Origin of the sequence: Paenibacillus sp. UNC451MF (assembly GCF_000686845.1) — a bacterium.
GTDB lineage: Bacteria > Bacillota > Bacilli > Paenibacillales > NBRC-103111 > Paenibacillus_S.
In genome coordinates this window covers 119,701-139,048 of sequence record NZ_JMLS01000009.1, presented here as the reverse complement: position 1 = coordinate 139,048, position 19,348 = coordinate 119,701, and the positions used below count along the sequence as shown (strand labels likewise).

The 19,348-nt window shown below is 46.8% G+C and carries 17 protein-coding genes; 11 read left to right on the top strand and 6 right to left on the bottom strand.

Going from position 1 to position 19,348, the window contains the following annotated elements:
- The first annotated feature begins 596 nt into the window (after positions 1-596).
- From BP97_RS0113155 to BP97_RS0113120, 8 genes are all read left to right on the top strand, one after another.
- Positions 597-2,219, top strand: coding sequence for a hypothetical protein (locus BP97_RS0113155; protein ID WP_081824120.1), 1,623 nt, complete (start codon positions 597-599; stop codon positions 2,217-2,219).
- A 104-nt stretch (positions 2,220-2,323) separates the two neighbouring features.
- Complete coding sequence (locus tag BP97_RS0113150) at positions 2,324-3,142, top strand: sugar phosphate isomerase/epimerase family protein (RefSeq protein ID WP_028549517.1); 819 nt, start codon at positions 2,324-2,326, stop codon at positions 3,140-3,142.
- A gap of 7 nt (positions 3,143-3,149) precedes the next feature.
- Complete coding sequence (locus BP97_RS0113145) at positions 3,150-4,202, top strand: dienelactone hydrolase family protein (RefSeq protein WP_156043204.1); 1,053 nt, start codon at positions 3,150-3,152, stop codon at positions 4,200-4,202.
- A 109-nt stretch (positions 4,203-4,311) separates the two neighbouring features.
- A complete protein-coding gene (locus tag BP97_RS36155) occupies positions 4,312-5,679 on the top strand; it encodes a spore germination protein (RefSeq protein ID WP_051620551.1) in 1,368 nt (455 codons plus the stop codon).
- Entirely contained in the window at positions 5,672-6,742 is a 1,071-nt protein-coding gene (locus BP97_RS0113135; protein WP_028549514.1) for a GerAB/ArcD/ProY family transporter, read from the top strand. The genes BP97_RS36155 and BP97_RS0113135 overlap by 8 nt, the downstream gene beginning before the upstream one ends.
- Positions 6,739-7,785 carry a Ger(x)C family spore germination protein gene (locus tag BP97_RS0113130; protein WP_028549513.1) on the top strand — a complete coding sequence of 349 codons (1,047 nt, stop codon included), beginning with the start codon at positions 6,739-6,741 and terminating at the stop codon, positions 7,783-7,785. The genes BP97_RS0113135 and BP97_RS0113130 overlap by 4 nt, the downstream gene beginning before the upstream one ends.
- A 170-nt stretch (positions 7,786-7,955) precedes the next feature.
- Entirely contained in the window at positions 7,956-8,741 is a 786-nt protein-coding gene (yunB, locus tag BP97_RS0113125) for a sporulation protein YunB (RefSeq protein WP_036745798.1), read from the top strand.
- 185 nt (positions 8,742-8,926) lie between these two features.
- Positions 8,927-9,412 carry an 8-oxo-dGTP diphosphatase gene (locus BP97_RS0113120; protein WP_028549511.1) on the top strand — a complete coding sequence of 162 codons (486 nt, stop codon included), beginning with the start codon at positions 8,927-8,929 and terminating at the stop codon, positions 9,410-9,412.
- A 73-nt stretch (positions 9,413-9,485) separates the two neighbouring features.
- Here BP97_RS0113120 and BP97_RS0113115 read toward each other — a convergent pair whose 3' ends face one another.
- A complete protein-coding gene (locus BP97_RS0113115; RefSeq protein WP_197035460.1) occupies positions 9,486-10,523 on the bottom strand; it encodes a M23 family metallopeptidase in 1,038 nt (345 codons plus the stop codon).
- 205 nt (positions 10,524-10,728) lie between these two features.
- Between BP97_RS0113115 and larC (BP97_RS0113110) the strand changes: the two genes are divergently transcribed.
- Entirely contained in the window at positions 10,729-11,226 is a 498-nt protein-coding gene (larC, locus tag BP97_RS0113110; protein ID WP_028549509.1) for a nickel pincer cofactor biosynthesis protein LarC2, read from the top strand.
- A 76-nt stretch (positions 11,227-11,302) separates the two neighbouring features.
- Here larC (BP97_RS0113110) and larC (BP97_RS0113105) read toward each other — a convergent pair whose 3' ends face one another.
- Both larC (BP97_RS0113105) and larB read right to left on the bottom strand, forming a co-directional pair.
- Positions 11,303-12,382, bottom strand: coding sequence for a nickel pincer cofactor biosynthesis protein LarC (gene larC / locus BP97_RS0113105; RefSeq protein WP_028549508.1), 1,080 nt, complete (start codon positions 12,380-12,382; stop codon positions 11,303-11,305).
- A 2-nt stretch (positions 12,383-12,384) separates the two neighbouring features.
- Complete coding sequence (gene larB, locus BP97_RS0113100) at positions 12,385-13,173, bottom strand: nickel pincer cofactor biosynthesis protein LarB (RefSeq protein WP_028549507.1); 789 nt, start codon at positions 13,171-13,173, stop codon at positions 12,385-12,387.
- A gap of 159 nt (positions 13,174-13,332) precedes the next feature.
- Between larB and lipA the strand changes: the two genes are divergently transcribed.
- Both lipA and BP97_RS40175 read left to right on the top strand, forming a co-directional pair.
- Positions 13,333-14,208: a lipoyl synthase gene (gene lipA, locus BP97_RS0113095; RefSeq protein ID WP_028549506.1), complete on the top strand. Its 876-nt coding sequence runs from the start codon at positions 13,333-13,335 to the stop codon at positions 14,206-14,208.
- Positions 14,209-14,340: 132 nt separating this feature from the next.
- Positions 14,341-14,919, top strand: a complete 579-nt coding sequence (locus BP97_RS40175; RefSeq protein ID WP_028549505.1) for a YutD family protein — start codon at positions 14,341-14,343, stop codon at positions 14,917-14,919.
- A 120-nt stretch (positions 14,920-15,039) separates the two neighbouring features.
- Here the strand turns inward: BP97_RS40175 and BP97_RS0113085 are convergent, their stop codons facing one another.
- The 3 genes from BP97_RS0113085 to glgP all read right to left on the bottom strand — a co-directional run bounded on the left by BP97_RS0113085 (position 15,040) and on the right by glgP (position 19,333).
- Positions 15,040-15,867 (bottom strand): NAD kinase, encoded by an 828-nt coding sequence (locus BP97_RS0113085; protein WP_028549504.1) that lies wholly within the window; start codon positions 15,865-15,867, stop codon positions 15,040-15,042.
- 97 nt (positions 15,868-15,964) lie between these two features.
- Positions 15,965-16,642 carry a flagellar brake protein gene (locus tag BP97_RS0113080; RefSeq protein WP_028549503.1) on the bottom strand — a complete coding sequence of 226 codons (678 nt, stop codon included), beginning with the start codon at positions 16,640-16,642 and terminating at the stop codon, positions 15,965-15,967.
- Positions 16,643-16,783: 141 nt separating this feature from the next.
- A complete protein-coding gene (gene glgP, locus BP97_RS0113075) occupies positions 16,784-19,333 on the bottom strand; it encodes an alpha-glucan family phosphorylase (RefSeq protein ID WP_028549502.1) in 2,550 nt (849 codons plus the stop codon).
- Between the last annotated feature and the right edge of the window lie 15 nt (positions 19,334-19,348).

The window sequence follows — 19,348 nt, the reverse complement described above, 5'->3', positions numbered from 1 at the left end:
ACACGCTTCAACGGCAGATTATGCTAACGGTATGCTCTAAGAAAAAAGGCTTCCCAAGAGTTGGTGAACTCAGGGAAGCCTCTTTTTATTTAGTTCGGACTGTCTGATTCTCTCTCTATCTCTGTGTGTAGCCCGAAATTCTTCAATATTCGTTACTTTGGGATGACTGCGTTTGCTTCGGGAGATGAAAAATCTAGGCAGATATAATACAGCGGATAGCAATAAAATAAAAACAAGTACAGCAATATCCGTATGCACAAGCATCACCTTCCGAAGTTTGGTTAATTGAACACTTTATGACAATCCAATTGTAACACAGGAGTTGTTATGATGGAAATGCATAATAAATATAAAAACTTATGCATTTAATGAATAAGTGAAATCTAGTGTGGCTGAAAAAATGTGATCTAGTGATTATCAAACCGCGTATGCTATAACTGGTAAAAAAAATGGTTTCCCGGTACAATTGAACAACAGGCAGCGAATGCGCAGCAGCCAGAAGACGCAAGTCTCCCGGCTGCTGCGCATATTTTCATCTTGCCAACGTATTAGTAAGGTACATATCAGGTTAAGTAAAAGAGCAATTGGAGGTGGTTATGATGAAAGAAAATTTCAAACAGACGGCACAGAGATATATTCATGCGGTGCAGCAGTATGCTGACTTGATGATGGACAAAGCGCGCGACCGATATGGCGCAGAGGCAACTCCTTTATTTGCGGACGGGGTTCATTCGGAAACCTATGAACCGGTTCGATGGCTCTCGGAGGGACAGACATGGACATTGTCTAACTTGGCTAATCAGCAAAACTGGCTGCGAACCTTGGATGGTTTGAGTGAGATAACAGGCGATGCTAGTTATAAGACTGCTGCTGAAAGCGCTGTCCGTTATTCCTTCGATAAGCTTCGTTATGGCCGTCTGATGTGCTGGGGAGGCCATATGGCCTTTGATCTGGAGAGTAAGCAGCAGGTGTTTGCGGCAGATAAGGGACCGCAGCATGAATTGAAGTGCCACTACCCTTACTACGAGCTGATGAATCGTGTCGATCCTAAGGCAACCGCTTCGTATATAGAAGCGATGTGGGAAGGGCATATCGCTGATTGGAGCAACCTTGAATTTAGCCGTCACGGCCAACCCGTTGACAGGAATAGGCAGGAGTATTCTATCTGGGAACAGGAATATAAGGCCGATTCTCCTGTGTTTTTTACGGGAAAGGGCTTGACCTTCATTAATGCAGGCAGCGATCTGTACTATGCGGCTGCGATGCTGCACCGTTTTGGAGGCAAAGAGAAGCCGCTAACGTGGGCTAAGCGGTTAGCTCACCGATATGTGGAAACAAGAAATGATAAGACGGGTCTTGGGGGCTACCAATTTAGTATTTCGGTGCTGCCTGGCCAGCGGGGAGACCGTGCCGTTGATCAGTTCGGCGAGCAATTGAAGGAGCATGCTCCTATTGAAGCAACCTTAACTACGGCAAGCCAAGCGCACACGATCATCGGAGAGGCCGCTTTGTGCCGGATGACTTTGGCTGAAGCACTGGGTCAAGCCGGCAAAGAATTTCTGGATTGGGCTGTGCAAGACCTGTTGGCTTATGGGCAATACGCATATGATGCCTCGAATAACACCATTCATCCTATGCTGACCAACGGTACGCGCTTAACCGGATTGGTTATGGAGAAGAGCGGCTATTACGGGCGAGAAGGGCAGCAGCTTCAAGCTCATAAGGTCGACTACTTACTGCTGTGGTCTTACGTAACGGCTTATCGTCTGTCAGGACATGAAGAGCTGTGGACGATTGCCAGAAGTATGGCTGAAGGGCTAGGATTCGGTAATATCGGAGATTCCGCAGGCACAAGACCTGCCTTGAACATGGAAGTACAGTGCACTCACCCTCATGGATTATTCGTTATGCTTGAGTTGTTCAAGACAACAAAGGAGCGGAAATTTATACAGCTTGCGCAAAGAATCGGGGACCGTCTGCTGCTTTATCGCAACCACAGAGGACTGTTTATGCCGAGTGCCGATCATGAATATGCTAAGCTGGATGCGGTGGAACCGCTGGCGCTGCTCCATCTTGCAGCTGAGCTGCAAGGTGTACGCAATCGATTGCCGGTATACTGCGGAGGCAGACCTTTCTTTGCAGCTGCCTACGACGGAGAAGGGCATATGACCGACAATACATTTATTTATTCAAAGGCGAAGACCAGGGCTGCACAATAAGCAGGTAAACCGATAGGAACGGATTATCTTTTATACTTTAATGCGGCGTCTGAAACTGGTATCATGGTAAGTGGTTTACTATACAAAAAGGAGATGACTGGAAAATGTCCGTAGGCATTTTAGCACACAATGTAGGAACGCTTCCTTATGCGGAACTGGCGGCCAAGGTTGCCTCATATCAATATAAATATGTTCAGCTCGCTTTATCCAAAGCGATTTCCGATGTAGATTGCAGCTTGGGGAAGCTGAGCCCAGGATTGGCTAACAGTATCGCTGAAGCATTCGATAGAAACGGAGTGAAAATTCCCGTTCTAGGCTGCTATGTCAGCTTGATCGAGCTGGATGACGCTGCATTCCGCCATAACGTAGACCGGTTTAAGGAACACCTTCGTATGGCCAAACATTTTGGCACAGCGATTGTAGCCACAGAAGTAGGCGTTCCGGATACGGATCAATATGATCGCTACTCTAAACGGCTGAAATCGGCTGTTCAGGAACTGGTGGAGGAAGCAGAGAAGTGGGGCGCATTCATCGGTCTTGAAGCCGCAAATCGTCACTTGATTGGTTCAGCGCCGCAGTTGGCAGAGCTGATCGATGAATTTCCATCTTCCAACATCGGAGTCGTTATCGATCCGGTTAACCTGATGACCCAAGATAATTTCGAGCGCCAGCATGAGGTCATGCAGGAAGCTTTTCGTCTGCTGGGCAATCGAATTGTAAGTGTGCATGCCAAGGATATGAAGCTGAACGAGGCTGGTAAGCTTACGACCGTTTCTGCCGGTAGAGGCATGCTGGACTACGGCATGTTCATGGATTTGGTGCGTCAGCATAAACCACTCGTACATATGACATTGGAAGGCGTAGATATGGAGAATATGGATTTCTCTCGTGAATACGTGTCGAAGCATCGGGCAGGGGTATAAATGTCCCATGTCTAAGGAAAAGGATAATTCGACATTGACAAGACCTAACGCGTTTTTGGAGCGATTGTACGCCGAGAACGTGAGCCATCATGAATCTTATTTCGGCAAGGGAGCGGTTAAGCTCCAAATGAGGGAGAAGCTGCAAGAACTGCTCGGTCCTTTACCCGGAGAGCCTGTGGAGCTTAATTCAGTAGTACTGGAAACGGTAGATTGCGGAGATTATATCCGCGAGCGAGTTGCCTTTTCTACTTATGACGATTTAACGATGCTCGCTTATGTACTGGTGCCCAAGGAAGTGAAGACAACGGGGAGCGGTAAACGACCTGCCGTTCTTGCCGTTCACGGACATGGGTTCGGCAGCAAGGAAGTGGTAGGTTTAACGTCAGATGGCTTGGACAATACAGGCAATTGGAATTTGTACAAGCATTTCTCGATTTCGCTCGTACGAATGGGCTTTATTGTCATTGCACCGGAGCTGCTCGGTTTCGGAGACAGGAGGCTGGAGCAGGATGCCAAGGCGGAGCCTGCCAGCAATTCCTGTTTCCGACTGGCGTCATCGCTCATGCTTATGGGCCAGTCATTGGCTGGTATCAGAGTGTACGAGCTGCTGCGCACATTGGATTATGCCCAGACTCGGGATGAAGTAGATCCGCATCGCATCGGGTGCATGGGAATGTCGGGAGGCGGCATGGTAACGGCGCTGGCTTCCGCACTCGATGAACGGTTCAAAGCAACGGTCATCAGCGGATATACGAATATTTTCAAATCCAGTATTATGGATCGGAATCATTGCTTGGACAACTATGTTCCAGGGCTGCTGCAGTACGGAGAAATGCCGGATTGGATCGGGTTGATTGCACCAAGACCGCTCTTTATTGAATCCGGTACAGTGGATACGGTGTTCCCGATTAACGGCTCCCGTGAGGCCATTACACGGCTGCAGAAGGTATATGAGGATGCAGGGGCAGGCGCACAATTCCAGTTCGATATATTTGAAGGAAAGCACGAAATTTCCGGTGCGCAATCTTACGATTGGCTTGCATCGAATTTAGAGCTTTAATAGATAAAGGACTCACCGTCATGAAGGCGGTCGAGTCTTTTTTTTTGCTCTAATGGCTATTTTTATCGATGCTATTCGGTGCATAAAAACAGGGGAATAATCCCAACCTATGAAAAAGGTGGTGAAGGATATGCTGGGCGATCAATTGAAGACTATGGAGATGGTAGTTCAATGCTTTGGAAATCATGCTGATTTTGTAACCAATTCTATTGTGCTGCTGGAGCAAACGGTCATCGTATGCTATCTTGAGTCGCTAGTCGATTATAAGCAAACGCAAGAAACCTTAAACATAATGGCCTACAGATTCAACGACTTGAATGAGGCTATCTATACGGTTCTGCTTCCTATGAAGGGGAGCTTGAACAGGGATTCAACAGGCATAATTGATGACCTGCTCAACGGAAAAATGGCCGTTTTTCTTAAAGAGGACGGCTCTGAAAATATAACCTTTGATCCGGCGCATCCATCACTCGAACGAAGCATATCCGAACCTCAAGCCGAGAATGTACTCCAATCCTCCTTCGATGCGTTTACAGAGAATTTGTCGACCAACATCGGGCTGATTCGCAAGCAGCTGAAAAACAAGGATTTAGTCATAAAAACGTTCCCTGTTGGAAAGAAGAATCCTTGCAATGTAGGTCTTTTTTATGTGAAAAACAAGGCCAATCCGAACGTCATTCAGCAAATCGAAACCCATCTGCAAAATGGAAAAGATGAGGAAGCATACAATATTCAAGAATTAACCAAAGTACTGGGGCTTCCAAGATATTCCCTCATACCTACTTATCTTTCTACCGAGCTTACTGCCGAAACGATGCACGATCTGTTGGATGGCAAAGCTATCGTCATGGTGGATCATTTTCCCATCGCGCTATCGCTGCCAGTGATCATTTCGGACTTTTGGGCCGTCAAGGTAGATAAAAACCAACCTATCCTGTTTATGCAGTTCTACCGTTTGCTCCGAATAATCGGAATGATTGTTACACTGCTGATGCCTGCACTATATGTCGCAATCGTTTCTGTCAATCCCGAAGTACTTCGTATTCAATTGGGCTTGTCTGTAGCTCAGAGCCGAGAAGGAGTCCCTTACCCCGCGCTGGTTGAGGTGCTTCTTATGATGATAATTATGGAGATGGTTGTTGAAGCCAGTATTCGTCTGCCCAAAAGTATCGGACCTACCATAACGATGGTTGGCGGTATTGTTCTCGGTCAAGCTGTTGTGCAGGCAAAATTAGTCAGTAATTTGCTTATTATCATTTTAGCGGCGACGATGATTGCCAACTTGACTTTAGCCGGCTACCAGAACGCTGTATCCGTCCGAATTACGAAATATGTCATTTTGTTCCTGAGCTCCATGTATGGGGTAATCGGGATTGCCGGAGGGGTAGTATGGCTCTGCTTTTATTTAGGTGGAATTACGACCTATCAAGTCCCTTTTTTAAGCTATAGTATGAAGGAAAATGTCCAGGATGAATAAATATGCCTTACTTACTGCTTTTTTTCTGATTCATTTTGATCTGGCCGCATTCATTTACCCTGGAAAAATTATGGGGTCAACGACCTCGGGCTTTTGGGAGCCGACGATGATCGGTTTTATTCTCGAAGGGCTGTTAATTTGGCTTTATTTAAAGGGATTATTCGCTTTCACGAAAGAAGATTTGATCGACATAATGAAAGACATGACGGGGAAATGGATGGCGCGCATTTTGCTGCTGCCGTTCGCCCTTTATTTGTTTTTGTACATGACTATAGTAATGTGGCACCATTCCGAAATGGTGATTATTACTTTTCTTCCGAGGTTTCCGGCATGGTCCATCCTCTTGCTTTTGGTTATTGTTTTTTACGGGGCATTGAAGGGGGTTCATGCGATATTACGGGCTAGCATGCTCCTTTTCATGCTGTGCATGCCGTTGATTGTATTCTCATTGGTTGCTTCGGTTCAAAACTGGGACTACCGTTACGCGCTTCCTCTTATAAACAAAAAGATAGAATTTTTATCGAACGGCAAATTTTACTTCAGCATGCTTTCTTTCTCATCTTTTTTGTTCTTGGGAATGATCCCTGTCCACAAATTTCCTGCTCTAAAAAAAAGAAGGTACCTCCTGTGGACCTACATAGGCTTGCTGCCCTTTTATTTGTTGTCGGTTTACAGCCCGATTCTAATATTCGGCCAGAAGTCCGCAGCCATGCTGAAGTACCCTACGATAGCGGTTATGGATACAATCGAGATCTCGTGGCTTATTTTCGATCGGGTGACTTTGTTTTACACGGTTGCGGCGCTCATAGGCTCGTTTTTATACACCTCACTCGCAGCATGGATGTTCAGTAAGCTGGTTCAAAAGCTGTATTTGCCAATTAGCAATCATTGGATTACCGCTTTCCTGATCACGGCTGTTTTTACCACGGTGCTATTTATTCCAAACTGGGATTGGGTGAAGCAGTTAGAGACGTTCATCACAGCTACTATCCTTTACTGTATGATTGTCATTCCGATGGCAGTATTCCTCCTGAGCAAGCTAGGAAAGGGGAAAAGGGTTTGATACGTAAGCTTCTTGTCCTGACGGTCATGTTCTGCTGTGTTGCCCTTCTTGGGGGCTGCGGCGGAGGTCACAAAGACATTAATAAACGGATGCTCCCGGTTATTGTGGGAATTAATGAGGGGAAAAATGAGAGCTATAAGGTCATTATTCGCATCCCCCAGCCGGGAGAAAAGAAATTCAGAGTCATAGAAGCGGAGGCGCCGACTATCTCCAAAGCGTTTGACCTTATGCGGACCAAAGCGGAAGTAAGTATCGATTTACTTCATTTAAAATTGGTCCTTTTTAGTGAAAGTATTGCCAAACAGGGGATCAAAGAATTTACGGAGTACGCTTTTCGTTCACGTGAAATTCCTCCTAAGATACTGGTAGCAGTTGCGCAAGGTTTAGAATCCATAATGAGTGACCAGAGGCCGACCAATGTTGGAGCCGCTGCTTTCGATTTTTTTAGCAGAGAAGCGGGATGGACACCCAATATTTCTATCGTTCCTTTGTGGAAAGCATTTCGCAGCTTGAATTCAGAAACCGAAGATGTGGCTATACCGATCATTTCCAAAGGCAAAGATACACTATTTGATTTCCACGGCTCCGCCATGATGCGTGAGGATCGAATGGTTGCTGCGATTTCCATGGATGAAACATTAATTTATAACTTGTTCGAAGGGTTGTTTGTCGGAGGTGTAGTGGAGGTGATGGAGCATGCTTCCGTTACGGTTGTGAAGACCACTGTTCTCAATCATGCTGAATGGAAGGACGTTCCCCGGATCCGAAGTGATATGAAAATGAGTGTCGTTATTCAGGAAGAGAGAGGAAATCCGAGCGAGGAGGACATCAAAAAAGAACTGGAAAAGATTATTCGGAACCGCTTCGAGCAACTAATGAAGAAGACGCAAGTCAATAAGTCCGATATTCTTGGACTTGGACAATATTTTACTAACAAAATGACCGAACAGCAAAGGAATCATTGGAAGGAGGAGTGGTTTCCCAAGCTGGAGCACGAATTTACATTGGAGATCAACATTCGTAATACCGGTAATTTGAAATAATGCTTCAAGTGAGAAGGGTCTCCAGCATAGTGGGCTGCCCGTCAGGAATTGGATGCATCATGTCCGATTGAGTTCTTCTTTTTTTCCGCCGGTGCGCATATGCTTTAACGTACATGCAGAGGATGTCTTATGACCGCATAGCAAGCTTTGCGTACGTTAGGGGGATACGGATGCTGGTTCTTAGGCGAAGATGGAGGAGCAGCCCTACGGGTGCAAAAAAGATCAAACGGAACATGCTGCTTCTCCTTATCATTATCGTGTTATTTACGGTGCAGTCGTTCGTTTATATCGAGAAAAACTTGCGGCCGCCCTTGGTTAACCTGGCTAAAGTACGAATCAAGCAAATCGCGACGCAGGCTATCAATACGGCGATTTCGGACCGGATTGCACGCGGCACGAACTTCGAGCAGCTGATCGATTGGCGTACCGATAAGAATGGGAAGACAACCGGATTCATGCTCAATTATGCTGAGCATATGCGCATCACCGCGGATACGATTACAACAGTGCAAAGCCAGTTATCCCAGCTTCAGGCCATCCCTGAGCACATTCCGCTGGGGCAGGCTATGGACAGCTCGATCATTGCTTCTTTTGGTCCGAATATTCCGGTACGGCTTGTTCCCGCAGGAAACGTCAAGGTAGATTTGAACACAAGATACCAGAACGCGGGCATTAATATGATTCTTGTTGAGGTTTACATTCATATCACGGCAGAAGTTAGTGTTATTATCCCATTTGATTCTGAGCCGGAGGTCGTGGAGACTGAGGTGCCCGTTTCTTACGCGCTGATCGTTGGTGATGTCCCGACGTATTATTTTGACGGCAAAGGGAATTCGACAGGTGCCAATACGCCGCCGCCTAATCTGGCATTGCCCCGCATGAACGCTCAACAGCCTAAGGAAGGAACAGAATCCGCATCTCACGGTAGCACAAGTACCGAAGTTCCTATTAAATAACGAACATAGCCGACCGTCTTCCGACTGTCGGTTTTTTTGCTTCCTCTAAGACATAGTTTACAGGCCTGTGCTTAATACTTCGTATTGTTCTTCATGACGTGAACAAAGGGAGTGGAGGGGAGGTCGTCGAATGTAGAATAGAGGGGTTTATGACAAAAAATTTATCAAGGGAGAGCTCGTTATTTATGAAGGACATTACCTATGGGATGTATACCATGTGCCTGGTACAGGACGGGGATAAAGTATTGCTATTAAATCGGCCGGATAAACGCGGCTTTCCTGGATATTTGGGACCTGGGGGAAAGCTTGAGTTTCCTGAGAGCTTTACGGAAGGGGCTGTTCGGGAGCTGCGGGAAGAGACGGGGCTGATTGTGAAACCTGAAGATTTAATTTATAAGGGAGTCGATGAATACATCGTTCCCGATAGAAATTACAGGTATATTGTATATAATTATTTAGCCAGAACATTTGAAGGGGAGCTGCTGCAAAATCCACCGGAGGGCGAGCTTGCCTGGATTCCGATTGAAGAAGCGCTGCAATTGCCGATGCAATCGTGGTTTCAACGTAGATTTCCGTTGTTTTTTCAGGAGGGAACGTTTGAGATATCCGTTGTGTGGAATGAAGAGACTAAGGAGCCCTTGGAAGAAAAGGTTAGACTTCTCAACCGATGACATTAAGTTGAAAAAAAACCGCCTTCCTTACAGCGTTATAAACTGTTGGATGAGGCGGTCTTTGTTAAGAATCTTATTTCTTTTTCCGCATGCGTTCTTCCCGTTCCCACTTTCGCAAGTGAGGGTATGGATCGAAGGACCAGTCGGTTAATCCATTATCACGATACATGCCGTAGTGGAGATGTGGGGGGAACTTCCCTGAAGTACCGGGTTTACCGTAGCCGGAGCTGCCGACCCATCCGATCACTTGTCCGGGAGTGACAATATCGCCTGACTTGACCTCCTTGTTGAAACCAGACAAGTGAGCATAGTAATGGTACACGTTATTTAGATCACGAATCCCAACACGCCAGCCTCCATAAGGATTCCAGCCCATTTCTTCAATGATGCCGTAAGCGGCGCTGCGAACGGGAACACCATAACCGGCGAATAAGTCGGTTCCTTCGTGGATACGGTAGCCGCCCCATCCGCGGCTGGCCCCCCAGGTGCTGCGATAAGAGTAGTCCGCTTTGAGGGGCAGGACGAAAGCATGCTCATGCAGCTCTAAGGTGTCGAACTTGCCGTATATTTTGGCGAACTCCTGGATTCGTTCTACGCTTCGCGTATTTTGATAATATTCCCATAAGCCAATTTTCAGATCTTCCTCAACGGACCCGTACTTCAACAACAGATGGGCCATTGAATATAACAAATCCTGATCGTTTTTCCGGTCTGCCTTGCCGTCTCCGGAGCCGTCTTTGCCAATACCGTCAAATAATGCGATGGTGCCTACATTCGTATCCTCATGATCGGGATTCATCATCCCGCACCATTGAAGCTCGGTGAAATAAATGCCTATCAATCCGCTGCTAGGCGGGCGTTTACGGGCTAAGTTAATGGTACGCTCGTACTGATCGATAGCTGCGAGATAATACCAGGGTATGCCAGTTACAGCGCTAATCTTATCGAACAAATCTTTGCGATCGGCAAAAACAGCCTTCATATTTTTGCTTTCCGTTCCAGGCTTTGAAGCTTTGGCTGCTGGTGCGGTCCATGCAGGTGAAGCCGTTCCAAGGAACAAACTGCTGCATAACGCTAGTATTAGGATAGGTTTCATCCATCTCGATGCCATAAATGTTTAACCTCCACAATTGGGCATATGACTTTTACAGTCCATTCATTCATAGTTAATCATAGGATGCGAAGAGGATAAGCATTTTATCCAAGAGAGAGAAAGAAGAGAACACAATGATTTATTTTCAGTAAACACAATATTTGATATAATGATGGAATTTATAAGCAACGGCAGGAATTCTGCTTGATTGGAGGGATATACCTTGGCATTTCAACACAGAGATGAGCATACAGATGATGGAATGCTTCTGCTGCAGGCCAATATCGACGACATGAATCCTGAGCTGTGCTCCTATATTGGGGACATGCTGTTCGAAGCGGGAGCGAATGATGTGTATTGGATTCCGATTATTATGAAAAAAGGCCGACCCGGCGTCATGCTCAATGTGTTGACGGACGAGGAACAGCTTGATCGAATGGAGGAAATTATTTTTCGAGAGACGACGACAATCGGGCTTCGTTATTTGCGCGCTTCATGCCATAGATTAGGCAGAGAATTTCAACAGATTTCAACGCCTTGGGGGCTAATAAGTGTAAAAGTCGGTTTTCATAAGGGAGAGATGGTTCAGTTTGCGCCGGAATTTAAGGAGTGTGAACTGGCGGCCAAAAGTTTCGGTATCCCTTTAAAGCAGGTATACGATGAAGTCAGGCGACGGTTTTTAAATCAAAATGTAAAAAAAGGGTTAGATGAACAAGCTTAAAGCCTGCTGCCCTTGTTGGATATAAAAAAGAACCATCCGATAAATTCGGATGGTTCTTTTTGCAAAATGCTGTGGGTTATTGTTTCACGCAAGACGAGCTGGTGCCGCTGTCTCCATGTGATGAATGCCCATGATCGTGCAAAAGCCCGTGCTTGTGATCATGATGATGGTCATGCGAATGATCGTGGTTATGATCATGGTCATCATGGTCGTGCGAATGCCCATGGTCATGATCATGGTGATGATCGTGTGAGTGTCCGTGGTCATGATCGTGATGATGATCGTGCGAGTGTCCATGGTCATGATCATGGTGATGATCATGCGAGTGACCGTGGTCATGATCATGATGATGATGATCGTGGTCATGATGATGATCAGCAACCGGTTGGATGCTTTCGTGATGAATTTGGAATTTATGCATGAATGGATCCGCCTTGCCGATAACAACTCTCAGGACATTCGGTTGGTTTGGCAGATCACGGGTACCTGCTCCATAACCGATAGACTCGACGATCATCGGAGGGAAGCCCTTCGCAAATTCATCAACCAGCCCTGAAATAATCCCTGCTCCGGTAGGTGTCGTCATTTCGACGGCATACGAGGTCGGCGCAATCGGCAGCCCGCGCATCATCTCTAATGTAGCCGGGGCAGGAACGGGATAAATGCCATGATCACAGCGAACCGTGCCCGATCCGAGAGGTACAGGCGATGAGAAGATTTTTTCTACATCCAAAGAATCCATTGCCAGCGCTACCCCGATGACATCGACAATAGAATCCATTGCTCCGACTTCGTGGAAGTGAACTCTTTCTATAGGAATATCGTGAATCTTCGCTTCCGCAACTCCGATTTTTTCAAAGATCGCCAAGCTAAGCTTCACTACACGTTCATTGAAGCCCGCACGGTGAATGTACTTCACAATCTCCGAGTAATGGCGGTGATAAGTCGGCGCCGTTTCCGGATCAAGGACAACGTCCATTTTTAAGGCAGAAATGCCTTTTTTATTGACACGCTTCCATTCCAATGTAAAAGGCTCAATTTCGAGTTTGCGCAGCTCATCTTCGATATAAGTGCGGTCAGCACCGGCATCGACCAAGGCAGCCAAGGTCATATCGCCGCTAATACCCGAAAAACAATCCAAGTAGGCTATTTTCATCGTTAATCCCTCTTTAAAGTAGTTTTATGTATTAATGCTGCATTATAACCTGCGCCGAAGCCATTATCGATATTGACAACGGAAACGCCGGAGGAGCAGGAGTTAAGCATAGCCAACAGCGCGGCTAGCCCTTGAAAGCTTGCGCCGTAGCCGACACTGGTCGGTACAGCAATAACGGGCTTCGAGACAAGACCTCCTACAACGCTGGTCAGTGCCCCCTCCATACCGGCTGCGACTACGATGGCTGTTGCGTCACGGATAACGTCTAGCTTCCGGAACAAGCGATGAATACCGGCTACACCTACGTCAAAAATACGTTCAACACGGCATCCCATAATCTCCGCTGTCAGGGCTGCTTCCTCTGCAACCGGCAGATCCGATGTCCCTGCGCAAACAACGGCAATGTAGCCTTTGCCTTCAGGCTTGCGTGCCGCTTCCGAGCCGTACCAGGTCAATACGCGCGCAGCTTGATGGTAAGTCACATCGCTGATCTTGCTTTGGACAAAGTCTGCTTTATCCTGACTGATCCGAGTGGCTAATACACGGTCCGATTGCTGCATTAACCGTTCGAAGATAATGGCGACTTGTTCCGCTGTCTTGCTCTCCCCGTAAATCACCTCAGGAAAGCCGGTTCTGCGCTCACGGTCAAGATCGAGCTGGGCAAAGCCAAGATCCTCGACTCGGTCGTTTGAGGAGGCTTTATTCGTGATTTCATCGAGATGTCTTTGCGCCTCTGAAACATCAAGATCTCCGGAACGAACGAGCTTTAGAATTGATTCTACATTTATCATAAAAAACGCATTCCTCCGAATATGATTTGTACTGGAATTGTTGTCATAATGTCTCTCCTAGTGTATCACAAATGAAATGGAAAGTGGATTGTTCTGACGTTCGTTGATATAATAGCTTCAAAGAGGTTGGACAAAGAACTAGAAAGCAGGGGCAGGAATATGTCTACTCGTCAAATAGAGCGAAAGCCGGATTGGTTGAAAATTAAGCTGACAACCGGAGACAACTTTAAAGAAATAAAAAATATGATGCGCGGCAAAACGCTGCACACTGTGTGCGAAGAAGCTAAATGCCCGAACATTCACGAATGCTGGGCGAATCGCACAGCGACCTTTATGATCTTGGGCGATATTTGTACGCGGGCTTGCCGATTCTGTGCGGTGAAGACAGGGCTGCCGACAGAGCTTGATCTTCAAGAGCCCGAGCGGGTAGCGGAGGCAGCGGAGCAGATGGGACTCAAGCATGTCGTTGTCACCTCGGTAGCAAGAGATGACTTGGCAGATGGTGGAGCATCTATTTTTGCAGCTACGATCACAGCCATTCGCAAGCGCAATCCGATGTGCAGCGTAGAAGTGCTTATTCCCGACTTCTTGGGTAACGAAGCTTCGCTTCGCACGGTGCTTGAAGCCAAGCCGGATATATTAAATCATAACATCGAGACGGTTGAGCGGCTTTCCGATAAAGTCCGTGCACGTGCAAAATACCGCCGTTCGTTAGAGCTTCTTCAGCGCTCCAAACAAATTGCGCCTCAAATTCCTACCAAATCTAGTATCATGCTGGGTGTGGGAGAGGAATGGAGCGAAATTTTGCAGACCATGGAGGATCTGAGAGAGGTTCAATGCGATATTATGACGATCGGCCAATATTTACAGCCATCTTTGAATCATTTGCCAGTTTCCCAATATTATCCACCCGCTCAATTCGCCGAATTGAAAGAGGAAGGGATGAAGCGGGGATTCAGCCATGTCGAGTCGGGACCGATGGTACGCAGCTCTTATCATGCGCATGAGCAGGTTAAATCAGCTCAGCAAGCGTAGCCTTTCAATTCCCCCGGAAGACCTTGGTCATTATCAATTATTTTAATATATCCGGGGACAACGGCGATATGAATAACATCCGCCCGCGCAGCTTGCAGTTTTTCACCGGACTCTTAGGAGGGACCCAAGTAAGTGATCCAAATAGCCAATAAAACGTACGAAGTGGTAGTTGACCATAAAAACGGCTGGAAGCCAGATGCATTCCGCGATCGTTACAGCGAGGTGCTGGAGCGTTATGATTTTATTGTCGGAGACTGGGGCTACAACCAGCTGCGCCTGCGCGGTTTTTTTAAGGATGCGCATCCTAAAGCGACTAAAGAGACCTCTATCGCGACGTTACAGGATTATTTGAACGAATACTGTAATTTTGGATGTGCTTATTTCATTATTGAGAAAATACCGAACAAGCAGCAAGCGAATCAACCTCAGGATTCGACGGAGGAAGCGGACCAGGAACTGCAGGAGAAGCCTGTGAATGAACAGCAGCAGACTCCAGAACAGCGGGAGCCCTCATCTAATCGGGAGCAGCCGAAGGAGAATCCGCAGCCTCAGCAGAACCAAAATCAGCATCCTCGACGGAATCATCCAAATCACCACAACAAAGAAAATAATCAGAATCAAAGACCGCCTCGCAATCAGCATTACAAGCAATCCCAGCAGCAAAAGCAGGCACAGCAAAATCAACAAAATCAGCAGCATGTGAAACAATGACCGGGTCCCCTTAATACGCAAGCAATATGAATGCCCAAAGCCAGTCCAATGCGGACTGGCTTTTTTGGCATATTTTCAAAATAAAGCGGGCTAAATGAAAAAAGCCTTAACCCCATAAGGTTAAGGTCTTCTTTCCTGGATAGGCTCGTATCCGATAAACGCCTCACGCACACGGCTCCAAAAAGGAAATGGGCGAAAACGCGCAAACTTTACTTTTTTCCCTGCTGCAACCATACTGCGAATCGAGATGATATCGTTACGCTGCATGATGACGTGATCGAGGGAGAGGAGAATGTTTTGATGACTTCTAGGATAAATATCGCAATGGTGGTGCTTAGGCAAAATAATGGGAGAGCCTAATGTTCTAAACACCCTGTTGTTTATAGACGCGATCTCAGCAATCTGGATTGCATCCAATGAGGGATGTACGATGGCTCCGCCCAAGCTTTTATTATAAGCTGTGCTTCCGGCAGGTGTAGAAATACAAATGCCATCGCCTCGGAACGTCTCGAACGGCTCGTCGTTAATACGGAGCTCGGCCATCAATGTGACATCAACGCCCTTTAACGTAAATTCGTTAAGGGCTAATTGTGTTTCAATGCCTTGAGCTGTCGTTATTTGAATTTCCACAAGCGGATATTTGACGACACGAAGGTCATTGAGCCGCGCGCATTCTCCCATCATGTCTGCGAGAAGCTCCACTTCATCCGGCTTCCAATCGGCAAAAAAACCGAGTCGCCCTGTATGAATACCGACAAATGCAATAGACTCTAATTGCTCTTTATATTGATGAAATGCATGCAGCATCGTCCCGTCTCCGCCGATAGAAAGCACGACATCGGGTTTTTCTTCTTCGAGAATCAGACCATGCTGAGCGACGAGTTTGTGGAAGGTTTGCATTAATTGGAAGGACACTTCATCGCCGCGGTGTACCACATTATATTTCAAATGAATATCCTCCTAAGGGTTTTCCGAAGGAAAACCTAACTTCGAAAGCTTGGGCTTGGGTTTTCCGAAGGAAAACCCGCCCTCCTAGCATACCATGTTAATCCTCGGATCGCGAGCAGTACTCGTCAATCTGATGAGTTAAGCTTTCCGGGACATCTCTGAATTCAACCGCTATCCGGTACGAATCATTGCTGAAATGGGTCACCCGGACGATTTCGCCATTAATCACGAATTTATTCGGATGATCGGGCAGCACAAAGCTAAGCTCCAAGAACAGCGGATAAAAAATCCGCGTATTCGTAATAAAAGATAGCCCGCCTGCGGAAATATCCTGAATCTGTCCAGAGAAAGCGATACCCTGATGGGTGGACGCTTTGCGAACGCCTATGATCCTGCAGGTAAGTGGAGTCCGCACTGGCAAATGGATACGTTGGAATCTACGATTTTGAAACGTACTTAAATCCTGTGGAGCAGACAGTGTTAAAGAACACACATTTCGTTTCGTCTCTACATGGAGCAGATCCACGAAAGCGTAGTAAAGAATTCCCCGTTCACGGAACGAGAATTCGATAAAGCACACATGGTGCAATTTTTCTAACGGATTCATCGTGTGAAATTCCATAGTGGCGACCATTTGCTGCTCATCCACTTTTTGCATAACGAAGCTGTCCTCGTAGCAGAACGGCATTCCTTCTTTAGTCTCACCGACGATAATTAGATTGCAGCTCATACGCGGTACAATCATTTCAAAAGATAAAGCTTGGTTCCAGTTCATAGGATCACCATTATGTAATATTAGTAAACATTAATTCCATAATAATCAATATTCCCGGATAACACAATGCCGGATCACACCAAAACGAAAATAACCCCCTACTAAAGACCCAATTAGGTCTTAAGCAGGGAGATGTTGAGTTCACAAAGTTGTCACTAAAGGAACCTCAAACGAGGTAGCGAAATTGGGGCTGACAGGATGCACACGAACCGAGAAATGAGCTCGATGTCGCAGGTGGGAAGGGATGACGGCACGGAATTGAATGGTGCGATCCTCTAGTTCCTTGGACGGCTCCATAGTCACTACGACAGGATGCCATCCATCCTCTCGTTCTTCGAAATAGACGACCTCTACTGCCGTATCCTTATACCAGATCGGTCCGAAACGGACTGTAGCAGTAACTTCTTTTACCTGCTGCCTCGAATCTGTCAAGGAAGCTTTGCTTTCCATAGACTTGCTAACATTATCATTGACCTCCAATATGCGGACGTAATGCCAGTTAGCCTGTATAAATTGTTTGAAATCCGCCACCTTGGTCGCCGTATCGTAATGGTCAGCAAGAAAAGCAAGGGTTCTTTTCAAGGAAGGAATATAAGTATGATTGGTGTAGTCCATCACCATACGATCTGTATTGTATAAGGGAGTCAAAGTTTGGATGGACCGTTTCATACGAGCAACCCATTGATGTGGAGGCTTGCCTTGGTTGTAATAGAGAGGAACGATTTCCTGCTCCAGCGTACGATATATCGATTCCGTGTTTTCACGTTCCTGAGTCTGCCAATCGGCATCGTTATTACCGTCAATGCTCCAGCCATTGCTGCCGTCGTAGCCTTCCTCCCACCAGCCATCCAGCACACTGAAGTTAATGACGCCGTTCATGGCCGCTTTTTGCCCGCTAGTTCCGCTTGCTTCATACGGCCTTCGGGGATTGTTCAGCCAAACGTCAACCCCTTGAACCAAATACCGTGCCAAGTTCATATCGTAGTTTTCCAAAAGAACGATTTTTCCTCGGAAGCGATCCATTTGAGCAACGCGATAAATTTCTTTTATCATCTCTTGTCCCGGATGATCTGCAGGATGGGCTTTGCCCGCGAACAATAACTGTACAGGGCGATCAGGATTATTGATCAGCCGATCCAAGCGGGATAAATCGTTAAAGATCAGATTTGCTCGCTTATAGGTGGCGAATCGGCGCGCGAATCCGATAGTCAAAGCATGAGGGGACAAGAAGCTGCGCACTTCCTCAACCTTATCAGCAGGTAGGTCATTGCGTCTTCTCTGCTCCCGAAGGTTAGCCCTGGCAGAACGAATCAGCCGTTCTTTCAATTGCATGTGAACTTCCCACAGAGATTCGGTTGGAATTAACTCCAAGGACCGCCATAAATCCACGTTAGCTTGGTTTTCGAGCCAGGTTCCCGGTAAAAAGCGGCTGTAGAGCTCTCTAAGCTCAGGCGCAAGCCATGTTTTCAAATGGACTCCATTCGTAATATGACCGATAGGCACTTCTTGCTCACCGATATTGCCATGGAAAGAACGGAACATATTCCTCGATACTTGACCGTGCAGCTTGCTTACTCCATTACGCAGCGCCGCTGTGTTCAGCGCCAAATGCGTCATATTGAACAGTGGCTTTGCTTCCTCAAGTCCGAGCCGCATCCAAGCTTGCTTGTGCTGCTTCCAGCGGGAGAAAAGAAAACTGAAATAGTAATCCATCATAGGCAGAGGAAACGCATCATGTCCTGCTGGAACCGGCGTATGTGTAGTGAATACGGAGCTGGCACGTATAACTTCGACTGCAACATGAAAGGGAACACCGGTCTCCAACTGCTCGCGAATGCGTTCAATGGCCTGGAAAGCGGCATGCCCTTCGTTTATATGATAGACCGCCGTCGGCAGATGCAGTACCCGCAAGGCTTTGACACCGCCCATACCGAGCAATATTTCCTGAGCGATGCGTATGTCCTGATTGCCCCCATACAGCTGTCCGGTAAGCTCTCTATCCCAGGGGCTATTACCCTCAATATCCGCATCAAGCAAAAAATTCGAATTTCGGCCGACCCGCACCTGCCAAATTTGAAGCTTTACGATACGGTCAGCGAGAGGAACCTCGATGGTCAGCTTCTCTCCTTGATCATTCAATACAGGAAGAATGGGAAGCTTGGAGAAATCGTAAGTAATGGCTTCTGACTGCTGTCGACCCTCTGAGTTGATCTTTTGATTAAAGTATCCTTTCTTGTAAAGAAGGCCTATGCCGACGAGCGGAATTCCGAGATCACTTGCAGACTTACAGTGGTCTCCGGCAAGGATGCCGAGTCCTCCTGAATAAATCGGAAGCGATTCATGGAAACCGAACTCCGCTGATAAATAGGCAATTTTGTGTTGACCGTGCTCAGGGTATGTTTTTTGAAACCATGTTGGCTCATTGTAATAATCGTCCCACAGTTGAATAACCCGTTCATAATGATGGATAAAGTCCTCATCCCGAATCAGAGCTTCCCATACCTCTTGTTCGGTTTCCAAAAGCAAGCGCACCGGATTATGTACGATTTGATCCCAGCGATTCCGGTCTATACGGGCAAAAAGCTCAAGTGCTTCGGAATTCCAGCTGAACCATACGTTGTAGGCCAGCTCAGGCAAGCGATCAATTGCTTTAGGCAGCTTCAAGAAAGCATGAGGAAACTTCGCATTCATAAGATCACCATCCTT

What these genes read in the sequence shown, in the direction of transcription:
- BP97_RS0113155 (WP_081824120.1), top strand. Translation starts at nt 597, where the DNA reads ATGATGAAAGAAAATTTCAAACAGACGGCACAGAGATATATTCATGCG.
- BP97_RS0113150 (WP_028549517.1), top strand. Translation starts at nt 2,324, where the DNA reads ATGTCCGTAGGCATTTTAGCACACAATGTAGGAACGCTTCCTTATGCG.
- BP97_RS0113145 (WP_156043204.1), top strand. Translation starts at nt 3,150, where the DNA reads ATGTCTAAGGAAAAGGATAATTCGACATTGACAAGACCTAACGCGTTT.
- BP97_RS36155 (WP_051620551.1), top strand. Translation starts at nt 4,312, where the DNA reads ATGAAAAAGGTGGTGAAGGATATGCTGGGCGATCAATTGAAGACTATG.
- BP97_RS0113135 (WP_028549514.1), top strand. Translation starts at nt 5,672, where the DNA reads ATGAATAAATATGCCTTACTTACTGCTTTTTTTCTGATTCATTTTGAT.
- yunB (WP_036745798.1), top strand. Translation starts at nt 7,956, where the DNA reads ATGCTGGTTCTTAGGCGAAGATGGAGGAGCAGCCCTACGGGTGCAAAA.
- BP97_RS0113120 (WP_028549511.1), top strand. Translation starts at nt 8,927, where the DNA reads ATGAAGGACATTACCTATGGGATGTATACCATGTGCCTGGTACAGGAC.
- BP97_RS0113115 (WP_197035460.1), bottom strand. Translation starts at nt 10,523, where the DNA reads ATGGCATCGAGATGGATGAAACCTATCCTAATACTAGCGTTATGCAGC.
- larC (WP_028549508.1), bottom strand. Translation starts at nt 12,382, where the DNA reads ATGAAAATAGCCTACTTGGATTGTTTTTCGGGTATTAGCGGCGATATG.
- larB (WP_028549507.1), bottom strand. Translation starts at nt 13,173, where the DNA reads ATGATAAATGTAGAATCAATTCTAAAGCTCGTTCGTTCCGGAGATCTT.
- lipA (WP_028549506.1), top strand. Translation starts at nt 13,333, where the DNA reads ATGTCTACTCGTCAAATAGAGCGAAAGCCGGATTGGTTGAAAATTAAG.
- BP97_RS0113080 (WP_028549503.1), bottom strand. Translation starts at nt 16,642, where the DNA reads ATGAACTGGAACCAAGCTTTATCTTTTGAAATGATTGTACCGCGTATG.
- glgP (WP_028549502.1), bottom strand. Translation starts at nt 19,333, where the DNA reads ATGAATGCGAAGTTTCCTCATGCTTTCTTGAAGCTGCCTAAAGCAATT.